The following is a 16,038-nucleotide window of genomic DNA, read 5'->3' on the forward strand; positions in this document are numbered from 1 at the left end:
CCGGCTGAATTGTGTGCCGGCGGCTCTTGATTCACTCACGGGGGATAGATATATTTGCCGTCATGGAATACAGAGCAAGTCATATACTGGTAAAAGATAAAACACTGGCCGAACGTCTCCTGAAGCAGCTGAAAGGTGGCGCGCGATTTGAAGCCCTGGCCAAGGATTTTTCCACCTGTCCCTCCAAAAGCAAGGGCGGCGACCTGGGCTGGTTCGGCCCCGGCAAAATGGTGAAGGAATTTGAACAGGCCTGCAGCAAACTCAGCCCCGGCCGCTTGAGCACAGTGGTCCGCACCCAGTTCGGCTTTCATATTATCAAACTGACCGGGCGGAAATAGGACTGTTGGGTGCCAGCAGGTTACACTCCCGAAACTGAGGCCTGAAATATAAGACGATGTTCAAGTTCTTCCATAAACCGTTCGGCTTCCCCGGGAGAGCTGACAAGTCCCTGGTCCAGGAATATCTCCTGAAACAGCTCCCTCACCTGGCGTCCCATTGAGAGGCGGCCGCAGAGATAAATGTGAGCTCCGTTTCCCAACTGCCTGACAATTTCCTCCCGCTGTTCCCAGATAATTGCCTGTACGTATTCGGACTTGCGGGCCGAATCACTTGGACGGGATTCGGCAATGTCCAGCCGGGAGATGAGACCCCGTCGTTCATATTCCAGAAGTTCGCTGCCGTACAGGGAATTTGCCTCCCAGCTGCGGACCCCATAAATGAGCCACAGCGGGGAGCCGTATTCACCGCTGCGCAGCAGAGACAGGGGTCCGGAGATCCCGCTTCCTGTTGCCACTGCGATTAATCCCGGAGATTTTCGTTCAAGACGGTGCGGAAACTGATGGAGTTCCGGCAGCAGCCAGGCATTGACCGTATCACCGGGCTTTCGATTAGTGAGAAACGCACTTGATCTGGCCGGCAGAGTTATCCGACGGTGCTGTACATTTTTCAACTGTTTGAAAACCCGGCTCACCGTAATTTCGACTTCCAGTCTCCCGTCCCGGGTGAGGCTGCTGCCGCTTACGGTATAGGGCCTTCCTTCAACCCCGGGTTGCCAGCGCACCAGATCCCTGATGTCCGGAAGCTCCTTCATCTCTTCCAGAATATGGATGAGCGAATACCCCATGCCCTGAAGTTCCGGATGGGGAAGATCCCAGTTCCGGGATCTCAGTATCCGCCGGTGGTAGGCCCGATGAGCCTTATGAAAACGCTTCAACTGCAGAGCCCGTTCATTCAGCCCCGCCCATGCAAGCAGTTCCCCGCCTGCCTCATCAATATCAATTTCCCGTTCCAGAATATCCCGGAGATTTCCGCTGACCATTTTTCCCGGATGAAACACCGATGAGCTGTCGCCCCGGCTTACCCTTCTGCTTCCGTCCTCGCCGAAGATATCCAGAATTTTCTGCACTTTTTCGGGAGAATTCCGCCATTTCACAAAGAACATGTCCCCGGGGGCGGGAGCATTCCCAACAGGCCCGAGGGAAATGAGCCTGATATTCCAGGTGGGATGGGATCCTTCACCCGAATCAAGGCGGGAAACCCGTCTCACTTCCCAGGAAACGGGGGGGGAGGAAAGAAGGCGCAGCACCCGGGAAATTCTCCATTGGACGGCTTCGCTGAAATCCCCGGGAGGATTGGAGCGGAGAGGATACATTTTCTGAAGGCTCCGGTTGGAGATCCTGTGGAACGCATGCCGGAGTCGTTCCCGCATGGGATAGATATATTTTGATGTACGCTTCATCTCTCATCCTTATTGTAGGCGGACCGCCATGATGAGGCAGCTTGTACCCGCGGTTTGGGGCCATGCCGCCATTTTAGGCGTGCCGCCATGCTTTGCTGCACAGCGCTTTTGAAATCACCAGAGTCTGGGAACCGGAAGCAGCTGATCGTGCCCTGCATCTTCAATCCGTCTTGATTCAACGCCGAATATCTCTCTGATTCGGAGGGGAGTGAGAACGGTTCCGGGGGCGCCCTGGGCAATTACCCTGCCCTGATCCATCAGAATGAGTTCGTCACAGTAGCGCGCAGCCTGGGTGATATCGTGGAGAACCATCAACACCGTAACCTGACTGCTGCGGTTCAGCTCCCGGAGATGCTGAAGGGTATCTTCCTGATGCCTGATATCCAAAAAGGTGGTGGGTTCATCCAAGATAACGATTGGCGATCCATGGGCAATGCTCATTGCGATACGGGCCCGCTGCAGCTGACCTCCGGAGAGCTGCTGAACAGGAATGTTTTCCAGCCCCTGAAGCCCCATACGGGATACGGCTTTCTCCATGACCTGGCGTTCTTCAAAACTCCAGCGCTTTCCAGGTGCAACATGAGGGTATCTGCCCATGGAAACAAGTTCCAGAAGAGTGATCTCCCCCATATCCTCCGACTGCTGTGCAAGATGGGAGATTGTCCGGGCTCTCTCTCTAACTGGAGTTTTTGTGAGAGGTTTTTCCAATACATGCACCTCGCCGCTGTGGGGAGTCAGGAGCCCGGTAAAATGCCTGAGAAGCGTGGATTTGCCTGATCCGTTGGGACCGATAATTCCGGTCACCTTTCCGCCGGAAATTCCACAGGAGATGTGCTTCAAGGCATGTAATTTCCCCGCCCTTTGCCGGGACGTTTCATAAGTGAAGTTGAGGTTCTCCGCCCTCAGAGGAACACCTGATGTCCCCGCCCGGGGAGAAGCTGGAGAGCTGCGGGGCAGCAGATAGGAAAGCCCGGATCCCTTCTTCTGCCCATGGGTGCTTTCAGCATCAATCCGTACAAACTCCGTGTCAAAGAGCCTTTCCGGAATGGAGGAGCTGATTATCTCAGCAGGAGTTCCCCGCCCCAGGATGTGCCCATCTTTCATTGCAAGAATAAAATCCGACAGCTCAAGGGCATCGTTCAACTCATGGAGAACGAGAATCACCGTTTTCTCCGGCACCATGCTGCGTATGAGGGAGAGCAGTCTTCGGCGGTGTCTTAGGTCCAGATAGCTTGTAGGCTCATCAAGGAGCAGGGTATCGCTCTCCTGGGCCAAGGCCATGGCAATCCAGACCAGCTGACGCTGTCCGCCGGAAAGCTGATCCAGGGCCCTGGAACGGAATTCAAACATACCGGTGTTTTTCAATGCGGTTTCCGCCGCCCTGATATCCTCAGGCCCCGGTGAGCTGAAGGCGCCGAGATGGGGGTATCTTCCTCTGAGCACCATGTCATACACGGTAATCCCCATGGGAATCCTGAAGCTTTGAGGAAGGAAGCCCAGTTTCCTGGCCCGGACCTTCGGAGAATGTTCCAGAATTTGTGTATGATCCAGACTGACCTCTCCTGAAGCAGGTTTGATCAGACCGGCCATCCCCCTGAGCAGGGTGCTTTTGCCGCAGCCGTTCGGTCCGATCAGGGCGGTGATAGCTCCCCGGGGAATTGAAAGGTTCACATTTTTTACCACCGGTACACCCGGGGTGTACTCCAGGTTCAGATCCGAGACCCTGATCACCTCATCCGGCGGATGGCCGGCGTCATACGTATCTGCCATCAGGATCTCCTCCTGAGAAGCATGAGGAAATAGGGAGCCCCCACCGCCGCGGTGATCAGCCCCACCGGAATGCTTACCGGAAAAAGATGCTGGGCAGCGATATCCGAACCCAGCAGCATGACGCCCCCCAAAAGCATTGCAACGGGCAGAATAACCGCCGAACTGCTGCTTGTGCCCCCCATGATTCCCCTGGCCAGCTGGGGCACCATCAACGCAAGAAAGCCGATGGGACCGGTGAGAGAAACCGCCATGGCGCTGAGCAGACTGCCCAGAATAAGCAGGGCATACCGGAGGAATTCAAGGCGAACCCCCAGCGTTTCGGCGGCATCGCTTCCAAGCACCAGGGGTCTGATCCGGATGAGAAAGTACAGGGCCGGGGGAATGAGAACCAGGCCGGAAATCAGGAGAAACCGGGCGTCCTGCCATGAACTTGCATACAGCGAACCGGCCAGCCACTGATAGGCGCGGCTCACATTGTGAATGCTTCCAGATACGATGAATAGCTGCACCAGCGCTGTCAGCGCCGCATTCACTCCCACACCAACCAGAACCAGACGGTTTTCGCTGAAGGCCCCTGTCCGGCTGAAAACATACACCAGGGCAGAGGCGGACAAAGCGCCCGCTGAAGCTGGCACGGCCGCAAGATCCGTACTGCCCCCGTTCACCAGCCAAGCGACTGCCGCCGCGGAAGCACCGGCGGTAATGCCGATAATATCCGGCGAAGCCAGGGGATTTCGAATGAGTACCTGGAAGATGTGTCCGGCTGCAGCCAGGTGAACCCCCGCCAGTACGGCCACAGTAATTCTGCTTAGTCTCAATTCGCGAACCAGATGTATGCTCAGCCTGGAACCTTTTCCTGCCAGGGCCTGGAACAATTCACCCAGACCGATCCGAAGATCACCCAGGCTCAGGGCAACCAGTCCGAGAACTCCCAGAAGCAGCATCAACCCGAATATCCACAGAAGCTGCAGGGGGAATACCCGTAACGTTCCGGAGCCGAATTTAAGAAAACGGGCCCGGCGCAGGCTGCTGCCGATTTCCGCCGGAGGGGAGAGTTTCACAGGGCCACCTCCCCGTGTCTCCGCACCAGCAGTATGAGAAAGGGTGCGCCGAAAAGGGCCGTGATAATTCCCACCTGGAGCTCTGCGGGCCTGATGATCAGTCTTCCGATAATATCCCCCGACAGAGTGAGAACGGGGCCGGCCAATAGTGAGTAGAGGAGAATTCTGCGGTAATCGCCCCGGGCAAAGGGCCTGACCATATGAGGCACCGCAAGTCCCACAAATGAGATGGGACCGGCAATGGCCACCGTGGAACCCGCCGCCATAACCACTAACCCCAGAATGAACAGACGGACTGTTCCCGTGGACATTCCCAGGGAGCGAGCCCGTTCCTCTCCAATGCTGATGATATTCAGATGATGTCCGCTGAGCACCAGCAGCAGGACGGACAGCAGCTGAAATGGAAGGACCTGCATCTGTATGTTCATATCCCGCCCGCTGATGCTTCCGGTGAGCCAAAACCTCACCACATCCAGAGCCGCCTGGTCAAAAAGCAGGATGCCGCTGGTCAGGGAAGATAGAAGTGCAGCCACAATCACTCCCGCCAGGGCGAGCTTCACAGAAGGGCTTCCTCCCCTGCCCCCTGATGCAACCCCGTACACCAGAACTGCAGAGAATGCGCCTCCCAGGAATGAAAATGCAACGAGCACCGGTACGGCGGAAATGTTGAGAAGGGAAACCGAAACCACAATGCTGAATGCGGCTCCGGCATTTACCCCTAAAAGTCCGGGTGAAGCAAGAGGGTTGCGGGTAACCGCCTGCATGGCGGTTCCGCTTACTGCAAGGGCTGCGCCTGCAAGAATGCCCATCAGCGTACGGGGAATTCTCAGAGTGCGAACCACCGCATGCTCATAGATCCGGGAGTCATATCTGAAGATCCCCTGAAACACCATCCCGGGACGGAAATCCATGGCTCCCAGGGAGAGACTCAGGAGAGCCACTGCCCCCAGAGATAGAATCAGCCCGGGGAGGATAACCCCCGGGCCGATTTTGCTGCCGAACTTCACTTTGATTCCCTTCAACGGGCAACCGCGGTCTGGGGATTTCCGTCTGATGCAGCCTGCAGCAGTTCTTCGAACTCTTCAGCCGCATAGGAAAGGCTCAGGACGGTACTGAAACTGAGTGCACCGTAGAGCGGATCATCGGAGCCGAAAAAGGGAATAATTCTCCCTTCGGAGGCAACCTCAAGCCCGGAAAACAGGTCATTTTCCAGAAGCTCCCGGTACGCCTCCCAGGAGGGCATCTGAAGCACCAGAACATCGGTATTTAACAGACGGACCTGCTCGCCGGAGATCTGGGCTGCATCTTTATCCCCCACAAGCTCTCTCAGTTCTTCAGGAAAGCTGAATCCCATGGAAGTAAGAAACCGGAGAGGAGGAGTATCGGGACTGAACACCCAGAACTGGCCCTGCCCCTGTGCAGGGGAGGCGAACACTATCTCCTGATCCTGAAAATCGGGGTTGCGGCGGGCTACATCCCTGATCTGTTCTTCCACCCGGGAAATTACCGTCTCTCCCCGTTCGTTTTCTCCAAGAGCCCGGGCAATCACCCTGGTTTGTTCCTGCCATGGCACAGAAAATGCCGCGAAGCCTTCAGGTTCGGGAATGGTGGGAGCAATCACTGAAAGTGTGTCATACTCCTCAGCGCTGATCCCTGCATGAGTTGCAATGATCACATCCGGCTCCAGTGAGGCGATACGCTCAAAATCCAGTTCGCCGTATGCCATTTGCAGAACTTCAGGTTCGCCGCTGCCCAGTTCATCCTGAGCCCAGGGCCATACGCTGTTGGGATAGTCGCCGAACCAGTAACGGAGGGCTACAGGGGTATAGCCCAATGCAAGAATCGGATCCTGCTCGCTGTAGCCGATGCTGACCACACGTCGGGGCTTGGTTTCCACCACCGTGGCACCGTAGCTGTGAGATATCTCCACAGGAAAATTCCCGCTGGAGGATTCATCCCCCTGTGTTTCCGCTGCTTCTGAGGTTTGGGACTGAGCGCCCTCTCCTGCAGAAGTCCCGGATTCTCCCGATCCCGAAGCGAAGAGGGGAAAGGCCGTAAAGATGAAAATTATAGACACAACAAAAAAGCTGCGAAATTGCATAGTATTAACTCCTTGATTTGGATGTGTTTACATTATCATTTTTCTCATATTTATTGCAAGAGATTACCCCTATTAATCCCCGGTTCAGGCAAATTGCTATGTCCCGATCTTCGTGATATGATAATTGTCTATGCGCATGATAATTGACCAGCTCAAAGCTCTGGGGGAAGACAATCGGTTTCGGATCGCCATGATGCTTTTGAGCAGACCGCTGTGCGTGTGTGAGATTCATCACCTTCTGAACATTTCCGGAGCCACCCTCTCCAATCACCTGAAAATTCTGAAATATTCCGGGATCGTGAAAAGCCGGCGTGAGGGAAAGTGGATCGAGTATGATGTGAAAGATGATGCAATACGGGAACTGCTCACAGATATCCGAAAACGGGTGGATGATGACAGTATTATCAGCAACGACGCTCAGGAACTGAAAACCATTTCCCGGGACCTCTGTAAAACCGGATGAGCCGGATGCGCTGAACACTCTGCAGTCAAAATACCCCGGAATCTAAATACAAGAAGGCCCCGGATGCTCGTACCAGCAGCCGGGGCAAATTCACAGGAAAAACACGGCCCAAGCCGTGTCAGAGTCGTCATTTTCAGTCCCGGGATACTGGGTCCGAAAACGTTGAATCGATAAAATAATACCGATTACTGCTCACCCGGTCAAGTCTTTTCTGCGTCTATCCGTTCTTTTTTTCATCTCCGGCTCTGCCTCCTTTCAATTCCTCAGGCAATACAATTTGAAAGCAGACTCCCGTCTCGTTACGGTCGACAAATCTGATTGACCCTTCCAGCATGTCACGAATAATGGCGTCAATAATTGAAAGTCCCAGTCCGGTTCCACCCCGGGATTTGGCGGTTGTGAAAAACCGGGTGAATATCTGATTCTGAAATTCCCGGGGGATTCCTTCCCCGTCATCACAGTACAGAATCTCAACTTCACCGGAGCCGGAATGTTCTGCAGCTATTCTGATATTCCCGCCGTTCCGGTTCCGAAATCCGTGGAGAATTGAGTTCTGTATGAGATTACTGAATACTTGAATAAGAAGCCCGGGATAGCTGGCAATCTCCAGATCTTCGGATATTTCCAGCCTGAGTTCCACATCCATGGATTTTCGGCTGTACCGGCTGTTTTCATACGTGGTTTCAATAATCTCTTTGAGGAAGAACTTCTCCAGCTGCATGTTGAGCTGGGCATTGGCACTGGTTCGGATGCTCTGGACAACCCTGCGGACCTGATTGATATTCCACACCAGACTTCCAAGCATTTCGTTGCTTTTACCGATGAATTCACTGAACTGGGTTTTTGTAAGATCCTGATTCTGAAAATCCCGATCCAGGCTGATCATCCCCTGCCGGAGGGAAGAAACGGCCAGATTGATATTACCAATGGGCGTCTGAATCTCATGGGCGAAACCAGCCAGCTGTTCCCCCATGGAAGCCAGCCGCTCCTGGGCAATGTTTTCCTCAATGAGCCGGTTCAAACTTTCAGCAGTGATCCGCTGCAGGCCGGAAAATGTGCGGTACAGTTCTCCGATTTCGTCCTTCCGGTGGTACAGGGGTATGCGGGGCACGATGTAGCGATGATCATTTCTCACCTTCCGCATTTCCCGACTCAGAACCTGCAGGGGGGTGTTGATATAGCGGACAATAAAGAGGGAAAAAATGATGGAAAAGAATATCGCCATCCCGTTGATGGAAAGTACCGTGAACCAGGTCAGACCGATATCCGCATATACCTCGGTTTCCGAGGCAATAACCCCCAGCACCCAGGAATTCTGCAGCCGGGAATACCCTACCAGATGATTCTCCCCGTCCGCAGCAAATTCCAGAAAATGGGCGGAACGCTGGTTTTCAGGGTCAAAGATTACTCTTCGCAGCTGCTTCCAGGAAGCTTCGCTCAGTCTGCCGGGCGGGGACTCCTCCTCAGGATAAATACTGATATTCTCGGTCATGAGAAAGGCGTGTCCGCTGGTGTGAACACGGTACTCCCGGATTGTTTCCAGAATATCACCCGCAGCAATATCAATCCCCACCACCCCTATGGGAGCCTCATTACCGTTGGACTCAAAGGCTCCGGGATATACCGGCACTGTGTAGGAAAACATCTCCACATTAATATCCAGATCCCGATACAAATCGCTCCAGTAGGCTTTTCCCTCCCGAAGGGGATGGTAATAATACTTCATGTCAGGATTCTCGGGATCCATGTGCTGCGGTAGAGGATACTCCGGGCCCCGAACCCACTGGCCGTTTTTCCGGTAATACCAGATCTGGCCCGGCGGGTCTCCGAAAGCCGGCGCAGACATGAAATAGACGCCGTGAATGCTGGAATTGCTTCGGGCTGTAGTAAGCAGCGCCCTGGCATGTGAGTTTCTGAATTCCCGGAGATATTCCTCCTGCCCGGCCATATCCGGTCGGAACGAAGCACCCACACTTCCGGCAAGAATATCAGCACCGTCCTCCATGCTTTCCAGCAGGAGCATCATGTCCATGCCGATATCCCTGCTGAGATCCACCATGGTTTCGGCCATACTTTCCTTGAGAGAACGTTCCATTCTGCCTGTGGAAACCACGCTGCTGGCAAAGGAAATAAGCAGCAGGGGAAATACCAGCATCAGCAGGATATTCGAACCCAGCGCGGTGATATCACTTCGTTCCCCTGGCGTATTTCCCCCGTTCATTGCTCTTCGCCCCCAGGCTTCAAGTATTGCCGGAGTTTCGGAAAAAGAGCCATAAGAACCAGCACCGCAATTCCCTTGTCCACAATGTTGATTACCACCCTGGTGACAAATGCCGAGGAGAAGATGCTCTGACCTGACTGTATGAGAGCATGCACAATAAAATCGAATCGTTTGAGGGTGAATCCTCCGAACGCAAAAACCGCTATCACCGTACCTGCCAGGGCATTGAGCACGGCCAGAATACATATGAACAGGGTGACGCCAAGCACCGTCTTCAGGGCATTGCGTCTGATCATGATATGGGTGACCAGAACGGTAACAATCTGGGCCGCTGCAAAGGGCCACAGTATGCCGGAGAAGCCTTGAAGCGCATCCATAAGCAGATTTGTGGACACGCCGATTACCATCCCCCACCACGGTCCCAGCAGGGCAGTACCCAGAACGGTGAACATACTGTCCATGAATATGGGAAGGTCTGCGAGCTGGGTAAGATAATTCAGGAGGGAATTCATGAACACTGAGACGATCACCAGAACCGAGACAAGTGCACTGCGCCGTGAGAACAATTTCGTGTTCATAACAAATATAATAATCTATTTCAGGAGATTTGCCCAGAAAAAGCCCGGCCGGCGGGGCTGTCCCCCTCCCGGGAAAACTCATTGAGAAGTCCGGCCATATGCCCGGCGTCGATGCCCCAGGTACGCCCCAGATGGCTGTAGAGGTAATCTCCCAGGGCCATGAGAGAAGCGAAGCTGTCTCCCCCCGGAGGAAAGAGCCGTGAGACTTCCCGGGGGTAGCGTCCCCGGTTCACCACCAGCTCCCAGTATTTGGCAGCTCTGCTGATTCTCTGCATATCTTCAGCAGAAATGCTTGCACTTGAATGCAGTTCATAGGGAGCTTCAGGGGAAAATTCCATGTTCCATTCATCAATATGCCGTCCCAGGGTGGTTCCCGGAAGATATTTCAGTATCCCCAACTGAAGCTCTGCGGAGCTTCCGGTACCTGGCTGCTTAAGAAGATCCCACAGGCGGTTGAAGCCCGAACCGAAGCTGTTCATATCTTCTCCCGGCAGCCCTGCAATAAGATCGGCATGAATTACCGCATGGGTCCGGGTTACCAGAAAGCTGAGGTTTTCCATACTCCTGTCATAGTCCTGTTTCCGGTTTATCCGGGCGGCAGCTTCCCGGTTAAAGGTCTGAATGCCCACTTCCAGGCGAAGCATTCCCGGAGGAAATTGTTTCAGCCTCCCCCTCAGCTCATCAGGCAACCGGTCCGGCACCACCTCAAACTGGACGTAAGCGTCATTCCGCCGTTCATCACGGAATAGCTCCAGAAACAGGTCCAGCACCGCCGCCGCCCGGGAAATATCCAGGTTGAATGTACGGTCAATAAACTTGAAAAAGCGTCCCCCCGCCGCCCAATAGCGCCGGATGGCGGAAAAATCCCTTCCAGGGGAATATTCCGCACCGCTCCCTGCACACTGGAGAGACAAAACTCACAACGGAAAGGACAGCCTCTGCTGGTTTCGATGTACAGCCGGCGGTGCACAATATCGTGATCGCTGAGCAGATGGTATGGAAGCCGTATTTTCTCCAGCTGCCGGGGGCTCAACTGCTGAAACCGCCGGGTTTCGGGAATCAGCTCTTTTGCACGCCGTCTCAGGCTGGTTTGGCCGGGCCTTCCAGCCTTATCAATTTCGGACAAAATCTTCCTGCAGAGCTCCGGGAAAAGAATTTCCCCCTCTCCCCGTACGACAAGATCGGCATGTTCAAACAGGGGGTGGGAGGCATAGCCCGGGCCGTCCCCTGCCAGATAGCCCGCCTCCGGTCCGCCCATCACAATCACCGAATCCGGAAGCAGATCCCTGAGGGCGGCGGCCAGTTCCCGGGAGTCCTGATGGTTCCACACCGCCACCGAAATACCGATGATCGCCGGGGCATGGCTCACAATTTCCCGGATCATGGGCTCACGTCCGCCCCGGCGGGTGCCCTCCACAATTCGGGTGGAAGATTCCAGCTCGCCCATATTGGCCAGAATGTATCTGAGGCCGAAATTGGGGTGGCTGTACCCTGCATTGACACTGGTGAGTACGATATTGGACATGGGAACCTTCCTCCCGGAATCGTTTTTCGTTATACTGCCGGGTAATGAGCAATGGTGAAGACAAAAAAGTAATTTATTCGATGCACAAGGTGAGCCGGCACCACGGAACCCGGCAGGTAATTAAAGATATCAGCCTCTCATATTTTTACGGCGCAAAGATCGGAGTAATCGGTCTCAACGGTTCGGGAAAGTCCACCCTGCTGAAAATCATGGCTGGTGTGGATACCGAATACAACGGTGACATTTCCGTCAGCCCGGGATTCAGTATCGGCTACCTGGAGCAGGAGCCCCAGCTGGAAGCGGGCAAAACCGTCAAGGAGATCGTCTCCGAAGGCGTCCAGGAGACTGTAGACCTTCTGGCTGAATATGACAAGATTAATGAATCGTTCGCCGATCCCGATGCGGATATGGAGAAGCTTCTTGAGCGTCAGGGTGAAGTGCAGGAACGGCTGGACGAACTTGACGCCTGGAATCTGGACAGCCGATTGGATCTGGCCATGGATGCCCTGCGCTGCCCCCCACAGGACCAAACCGTGGATACTCTTTCAGGGGGGAACGCCGGCGGGTGGCCCTGTGCCGGCTCTTGTTGAAGCAGCCGGATATTCTTCTCCTGGATGAGCCCACCAACCATCTGGACGCTGAATCCATCGCCTGGCTGGAGCGGCATCTTCAGCAGTATGCGGGAACCATTATTGCGGTTACCCATGACAGATATTTCCTGGATAACGTGGCGGGCTGGATTCTTGAACTTGACCGGGGAGAAGGGATTCCCTGGAAGGGCAATTACTCAAGCTGGCTTGAACAGAAGCGTCAGCGGCTGGCACAGGAAGAGAAAAGCGAAAGTCAGCGGCAGAAAACCCTTCAGCGGGAACTTGAGTGGATCAACATGACCCCCAAAGGCCGTCACGCCAAGGCCAAAAGCAGAATCAACAGCTATGAACAGCTTCTCAGTCAGGGCGGCCGTGAGCAGCAGAAAGATGTAAAACTCTTTTTTCCTCCCGGCCCCAGGCTTGGCGACATCGTGATTGAAGCGAAAAGCGTGAAAAAATCATATGGAGACAGGCTTCTCTACGACGACCTGAACTTTGAGCTTCCCCCAGGCGGCGTCATCGGGGTGATCGGACCCAACGGTGCGGGTAAAACCACCCTCTTCCGGATGATCACCGGAGAGGAAAGCCCCGATTCCGGGGAAATCCGGGTTGGCGATACGGTCAAAATGGGCTTTGTGGATCAGATGCGCAGCGAACTGGACGGAAGTAAAACCGTCTGGGAGCAGATCAGCGGAGGCAACGATATGCTCAAGCTGGGCGAACGGCAAATCAACAGCCGGGCGTACGTGAGCTGGTTCAATTTCAACGGCTCGGATCAGCAGAAAAAAATCGGCGATCTTTCGGGGGGTGAACGCAACCGCGTGAACCTGGCCATGATGGTGAAAAGCGCGTCCAACCTGATCCTGCTGGATGAGCCCACAAACGACCTGGATGTGAACACCATGCGGGCGCTGGAAGAAGCTCTGGACAGCTTCGCCGGTTCTGCGGTGGTGATCAGCCATGACCGATGGTTCCTGGACAGAATATGTACCCACATTCTCGCCTTCGAAGGTGAAAGTCAGGTTGTATGGTTCGACGGGAACTACAGCGAATACGAAGAAGACAAGCGCAAGCGTCTGGGCGCAGAGGCGGACCGCCCCCACAGGATCGTGTACCGCAGCCTCACCCGGGACTGAGATCCGGGTAAACAGCCGGACCGCGGCAGCCATAGCGGCTATTCAAATAAAAACGCCCCCTTCCTGCAGCGCCGCCGGCGCCAGGACGGAGGGCGTTTTTTATGCCCGCAGCGGGGAATGGGGGCGGGACACCGGGCTCCGGCACGGGCGGCGCCGGGCGGGTCGTTCAGGGGCACGGGTCGTACCGGAGCCGCGGCTTTTACTTCGGAGTACGCTTTGGGTTGTGCGGCCGAAGCGCCGCGGTCCGCTTCAGCTGTGGAACAGTGCTGCGCCGGATGGGTCGCGCGCCGGTGGGGCTTCAGACGGAGAACTCCCGGCTAGTCGGTAACCGTAAAATCAAAATCACAGATCTCATAACCTTCGGCGATGGTTTTCGGGCGGTCCATGGAGATCATGGGCTGGCGCTCAACAAAAAATGCGCCGTCGGCGGCACAGAAGGCGGTGGCCAGCTCGGGATGCCCCAGCTGGTGCACCAGGTCCACGAAGCGGCATTTGGTAACCAGATAGCGCAGCCGCGGATACTTTACCGTATCCAGACGGTAGTCGGTGTTGGGAAAGCGGTCAACCAGTGAGATCACATCCTCTTCCAGCTGCGCTTCGCTCTTTTTGAAAAAGTCCGGCCCCATTACCGGTATGCTGTCGCTGAGAAAGCGCATGGCGGAAACGTATATAATCTCCCGTATGATATCCAGGGCCCGGGCGGCGGGAAGCCGCTTGAGAAGCTCCCGGTACATGAGCACGGCATCAGACACAAGACCTCTGGACTGACGGTCCTTCCAGTCTGATGCCGGGGGGAGATCTTTCCAGAGCCGGCCCAGAGTTTTCCGAACATACATGGAGACCAGTACCGGCAGCCACAGCAGGGCCCCCTGCCCGCTCCGGCGCATCTGCTGGACCGCCGCTATCCGTATGCGGATCCATCGGGCTGCAGGCCCCAGCCGGCGCCGGTCGCCGTGGCGGTCCATATCAATAATACCCATCAGCACCGAGAAAAACGCTATTGTCACGATTAATGATGATGCAAGAGTCATGGCGTCCACCATCAGATCCCAGGGCCGGGCCACCGATGCCTGACGGATTCCTCCCAAAAGCAGCCGGAACTGAAATGCCGATCCGTATATCACCCCCTGGACCAGAACCACCAGAGCGACCCGTTTAAAGCCCAGAAAAATCATCCCCACAAAGGGTATGGCCACCGAGAGTATCTGGTAGGTCTGAACCAGTCTGGGGCGCTGAAAAATCCGCCGGGCCAGCACCGAGCCGTCAAACACCCCGTAATTGATGCTTGCCAGCACCATCCCTGCGAAGAAGAGCAGATTCACATACATGAGAAAATTGCTGTCCATGGGACGCAGATTCTGACCTGAGCTGCTGAGCCGGGCAGGTTGCAGAGTCCGTCCCTGGCGGGTATGGGCATGCCTGTTCCGTGAGAGCAGACGGAAGAGAAACATGCTGTTCAAATAGGTCAACATGACGAACCACCCGGAATCCAGCCAGGCGAGTTCAAAGAGTGCAAGGGTGCGGGCCCACATCTCACCTTGAAGAACACGGATTCCCCGGTTCACCATGAAAAATTCCACCAGGGTGTTCACCGCCCCCACCGAATGAAAGAGGACCAGAGCCCTCCATCGCCGGGCACGGATTAACAGGATGTGAAGAACCACCATCACCGCCAGAGTGGCAAAGAGGGCGTCATAACTGATGAGACGGTTCATTTCCATAATCTGCATAGCCGTAGACTGCATACGCACATGCTATCATAGAGCGGGAGAGACTTACAGCATTCCCCCCGCCTCCGGGAGAGATTCGCGACTCCGGGAGGCAGTGAAGCCACCAAGCCCGGTGCCGGGTGCGGGGATTACCGGCTCAGGAGCGCTTCTTGTAGAGATCTTTCCTCAGGCGTCTGGACATCTCATATGCACTGTTTCTGGCAAGGCGGTCAAATCCCTCGGTTAATTGCTCATCGTTGAGCGTATCCAATGTACGGAAGGTAATGGCAGTTGATATGACATCATTCAAACCGAAAAAGGAGGGACTGGCGGCATAATCCTCGCTGATCCTCCGTCTCCATACCAAGTCACCGCTGGCAAAATGATGAATTCTGGCTTCAAGAGTGAGGTGAAAATAAATTCCTCCGCCGGAGCTGTGAATACCGTACTCCCTCACCTCTACTTCCAGCAGATATTCCCCTCTTGTGCCCTCTGCCGCATTCCTTGCACCAAGGAGCGTCATGGTAGGCGGGACAAATTCATCCCGCAATGCGGCCTCAACCAGCCGGGAATCCAGGGTTTCATACAGACGCTGCTCATATTCGGCTTCCTTCATGCCGGTAACGATATTCGCGCCGATTTCCACGGCCTGCAAAATACCGTCATTGGAAGAACCGGGAATACTGGTCCGGGAAAGATGCACTTCAGGAGCATGGGGTACAGAAACCCGTTGATTCATCTCCGTATCGGTGAAACTGAACTCATCCAGATTATTGACGGTGACACAGGAACTGAGAAGCAGCAGGGCGGCGCTGAGCCCCCACAGTAATTTTTTCATGACATCCTCCAGGTTCATGCCGGGCAGCCCCTGCCGCGCCGGTGTGAAGCTACTATTTTTCACATCTTAAACACCTTCGCAGTCCCTGAACGTCACCGGAACAGGATTCCGGATGCCTTTTGAACAGTCACGGCCCGCACGCCCGGGGATTGCCCGGGCCTGGTTTCCTCTGGCCTGGTTTCCTCTGGCCTGGTTTCCTCTGGCCTGGTTTCCTCTGGCCTGGTTTCCTCTGGCCTGGTTTCCTCTGGCCTGGTTTCCTCTGGCCGGTTTCCTCTGGCCGGTTTCCTCTGGCCGTTTTTCCTGAGGCC

The 16,038-nt window shown here is 55.1% G+C and carries 14 protein-coding genes and 1 pseudogene; 4 read left to right on the forward strand and 11 right to left on the reverse strand.

Going from position 1 to position 16,038, the window contains the following annotated elements; translation table 11 throughout:
* Window positions 1-62 precede the first annotated feature (62 nt).
* On the forward strand, window positions 63-338 hold the full coding sequence (locus L21SP2_RS12895) for a peptidylprolyl isomerase (RefSeq protein ID WP_041401591.1): 276 nt from the start codon (window positions 63-65) through the stop codon (window positions 336-338).
* A gap of 20 nt (window positions 339-358) precedes the next feature.
* On the opposite strand, the gene L21SP2_RS12900 is transcribed toward L21SP2_RS12895, so the two are convergent.
* From L21SP2_RS12900 to L21SP2_RS12925, 5 genes are all read right to left on the reverse strand, one after another.
* Window positions 359-1,738 (reverse strand): ferredoxin reductase domain-containing protein, encoded by a 1,380-nt coding sequence (locus tag L21SP2_RS12900; protein WP_024268981.1) that lies wholly within the window; start codon window positions 1,736-1,738, stop codon window positions 359-361.
* Between the two features lie 114 nt (window positions 1,739-1,852).
* A complete protein-coding gene (locus L21SP2_RS17465) occupies window positions 1,853-3,508 on the reverse strand; it encodes an ABC transporter ATP-binding protein (RefSeq protein WP_024268982.1) in 1,656 nt (551 codons plus the stop codon).
* Window positions 3,508-4,569 carry a FecCD family ABC transporter permease gene (locus L21SP2_RS12915; protein WP_024268983.1) on the reverse strand — a complete coding sequence of 354 codons (1,062 nt, stop codon included), beginning with the start codon at window positions 4,567-4,569 and terminating at the stop codon, window positions 3,508-3,510. The genes L21SP2_RS17465 and L21SP2_RS12915 overlap by 1 nt, the downstream gene beginning before the upstream one ends.
* Window positions 4,566-5,591 (reverse strand): FecCD family ABC transporter permease, encoded by a 1,026-nt coding sequence (locus L21SP2_RS12920; RefSeq protein WP_024268984.1) that lies wholly within the window; start codon window positions 5,589-5,591, stop codon window positions 4,566-4,568. Before L21SP2_RS12920 ends, L21SP2_RS12915 begins: the two co-directional genes overlap by 4 nt.
* Window positions 5,588-6,670 carry an ABC transporter substrate-binding protein gene (locus tag L21SP2_RS12925; RefSeq protein ID WP_024268985.1) on the reverse strand — a complete coding sequence of 361 codons (1,083 nt, stop codon included), beginning with the start codon at window positions 6,668-6,670 and terminating at the stop codon, window positions 5,588-5,590. The genes L21SP2_RS12920 and L21SP2_RS12925 overlap by 4 nt, the downstream gene beginning before the upstream one ends.
* A gap of 130 nt (window positions 6,671-6,800) precedes the next feature.
* Between L21SP2_RS12925 and L21SP2_RS12930 the strand changes: the two genes are divergently transcribed.
* Window positions 6,801-7,133 (forward strand): ArsR/SmtB family transcription factor, encoded by a 333-nt coding sequence (locus L21SP2_RS12930; RefSeq protein ID WP_024268986.1) that lies wholly within the window; start codon window positions 6,801-6,803, stop codon window positions 7,131-7,133.
* A 217-nt stretch (window positions 7,134-7,350) separates the two neighbouring features.
* Here L21SP2_RS12930 and L21SP2_RS12935 read toward each other — a convergent pair whose 3' ends face one another.
* From L21SP2_RS12935 to L21SP2_RS17475, 4 genes are read right to left on the reverse strand one after another with little or no spacing between them, the layout of a single operon-like run.
* Window positions 7,351-9,354, reverse strand: coding sequence for a sensor histidine kinase (locus L21SP2_RS12935; RefSeq protein ID WP_024268987.1), 2,004 nt, complete (start codon window positions 9,352-9,354; stop codon window positions 7,351-7,353).
* Window positions 9,351-9,932 carry an ECF transporter S component gene (locus tag L21SP2_RS18440; RefSeq protein WP_041401593.1) on the reverse strand — a complete coding sequence of 194 codons (582 nt, stop codon included), beginning with the start codon at window positions 9,930-9,932 and terminating at the stop codon, window positions 9,351-9,353. The genes L21SP2_RS12935 and L21SP2_RS18440 overlap by 4 nt, the downstream gene beginning before the upstream one ends.
* A gap of 20 nt (window positions 9,933-9,952) precedes the next feature.
* On the reverse strand, window positions 9,953-10,621 hold the full coding sequence (locus L21SP2_RS17470; RefSeq protein WP_169730480.1) for a DUF4080 domain-containing protein: 669 nt from the start codon (window positions 10,619-10,621) through the stop codon (window positions 9,953-9,955).
* On the reverse strand, window positions 10,606-11,457 hold the full coding sequence (locus L21SP2_RS17475) for a B12-binding domain-containing radical SAM protein (protein WP_053335702.1): 852 nt from the start codon (window positions 11,455-11,457) through the stop codon (window positions 10,606-10,608). Before L21SP2_RS17475 ends, L21SP2_RS17470 begins: the two co-directional genes overlap by 16 nt.
* A gap of 44 nt (window positions 11,458-11,501) precedes the next feature.
* Between L21SP2_RS17475 and ettA the strand changes: the two are divergent.
* Window positions 11,502-13,183, forward strand: a pseudogene (ettA, locus tag L21SP2_RS12950) (energy-dependent translational throttle protein EttA).
* 317 nt (window positions 13,184-13,500) lie between these two features.
* Here ettA and L21SP2_RS12955 read toward each other — a convergent pair.
* Both L21SP2_RS12955 and L21SP2_RS12960 read right to left on the reverse strand, forming a co-directional pair.
* On the reverse strand, window positions 13,501-14,928 hold the full coding sequence (locus tag L21SP2_RS12955) for an L-2-amino-thiazoline-4-carboxylic acid hydrolase (protein WP_081719621.1): 1,428 nt from the start codon (window positions 14,926-14,928) through the stop codon (window positions 13,501-13,503).
* 121 nt (window positions 14,929-15,049) lie between these two features.
* Window positions 15,050-15,730 carry a hypothetical protein gene (locus L21SP2_RS12960; RefSeq protein ID WP_144083008.1) on the reverse strand — a complete coding sequence of 227 codons (681 nt, stop codon included), beginning with the start codon at window positions 15,728-15,730 and terminating at the stop codon, window positions 15,050-15,052.
* Window positions 15,731-15,842: 112 nt separating this feature from the next.
* Between L21SP2_RS12960 and L21SP2_RS18935 the strand changes: the two genes are divergently transcribed.
* Complete coding sequence (locus L21SP2_RS18935; protein WP_041401595.1) at window positions 15,843-16,034, forward strand: hypothetical protein; 192 nt, start codon at window positions 15,843-15,845, stop codon at window positions 16,032-16,034.
* Window positions 16,035-16,038 lie beyond the last annotated feature (4 nt).

Source organism: Salinispira pacifica, from assembly GCF_000507245.1.
GTDB classification, from domain to species: Bacteria; Spirochaetota; Spirochaetia; order DSM-27196; family Salinispiraceae; genus Salinispira; species Salinispira pacifica.

Bases quoted from the DNA above. Each gene is read 5' to 3' on its own strand.
- L21SP2_RS12935 (WP_024268987.1), bottom strand. From the start codon at position 9,354: ATGAACGGGGGAAATACGCCAGGGGAACGAAGTGATATCACCGCGCTG.
- L21SP2_RS12895 (WP_041401591.1), top strand. From the start codon at position 63: ATGGAATACAGAGCAAGTCATATACTGGTAAAAGATAAAACACTGGCC.
- L21SP2_RS18935 (WP_041401595.1), top strand. From the start codon at position 15,843: ATGCCTTTTGAACAGTCACGGCCCGCACGCCCGGGGATTGCCCGGGCC.
- L21SP2_RS17465 (WP_024268982.1), bottom strand. From the start codon at position 3,508: ATGGCAGATACGTATGACGCCGGCCATCCGCCGGATGAGGTGATCAGG.
- L21SP2_RS18440 (WP_041401593.1), bottom strand. From the start codon at position 9,932: ATGAACACGAAATTGTTCTCACGGCGCAGTGCACTTGTCTCGGTTCTG.
- L21SP2_RS12900 (WP_024268981.1), bottom strand. From the start codon at position 1,738: ATGAAGCGTACATCAAAATATATCTATCCCATGCGGGAACGACTCCGG.
- L21SP2_RS12930 (WP_024268986.1), top strand. From the start codon at position 6,801: ATGCGCATGATAATTGACCAGCTCAAAGCTCTGGGGGAAGACAATCGG.
- L21SP2_RS12925 (WP_024268985.1), bottom strand. From the start codon at position 6,670: ATGCAATTTCGCAGCTTTTTTGTTGTGTCTATAATTTTCATCTTTACG.
- L21SP2_RS17475 (WP_053335702.1), bottom strand. From the start codon at position 11,457: ATGTCCAATATCGTACTCACCAGTGTCAATGCAGGGTACAGCCACCCC.
- L21SP2_RS12955 (WP_081719621.1), bottom strand. From the start codon at position 14,928: ATGCAGTCTACGGCTATGCAGATTATGGAAATGAACCGTCTCATCAGT.
- L21SP2_RS12960 (WP_144083008.1), bottom strand. From the start codon at position 15,730: ATGAAAAAATTACTGTGGGGGCTCAGCGCCGCCCTGCTGCTTCTCAGT.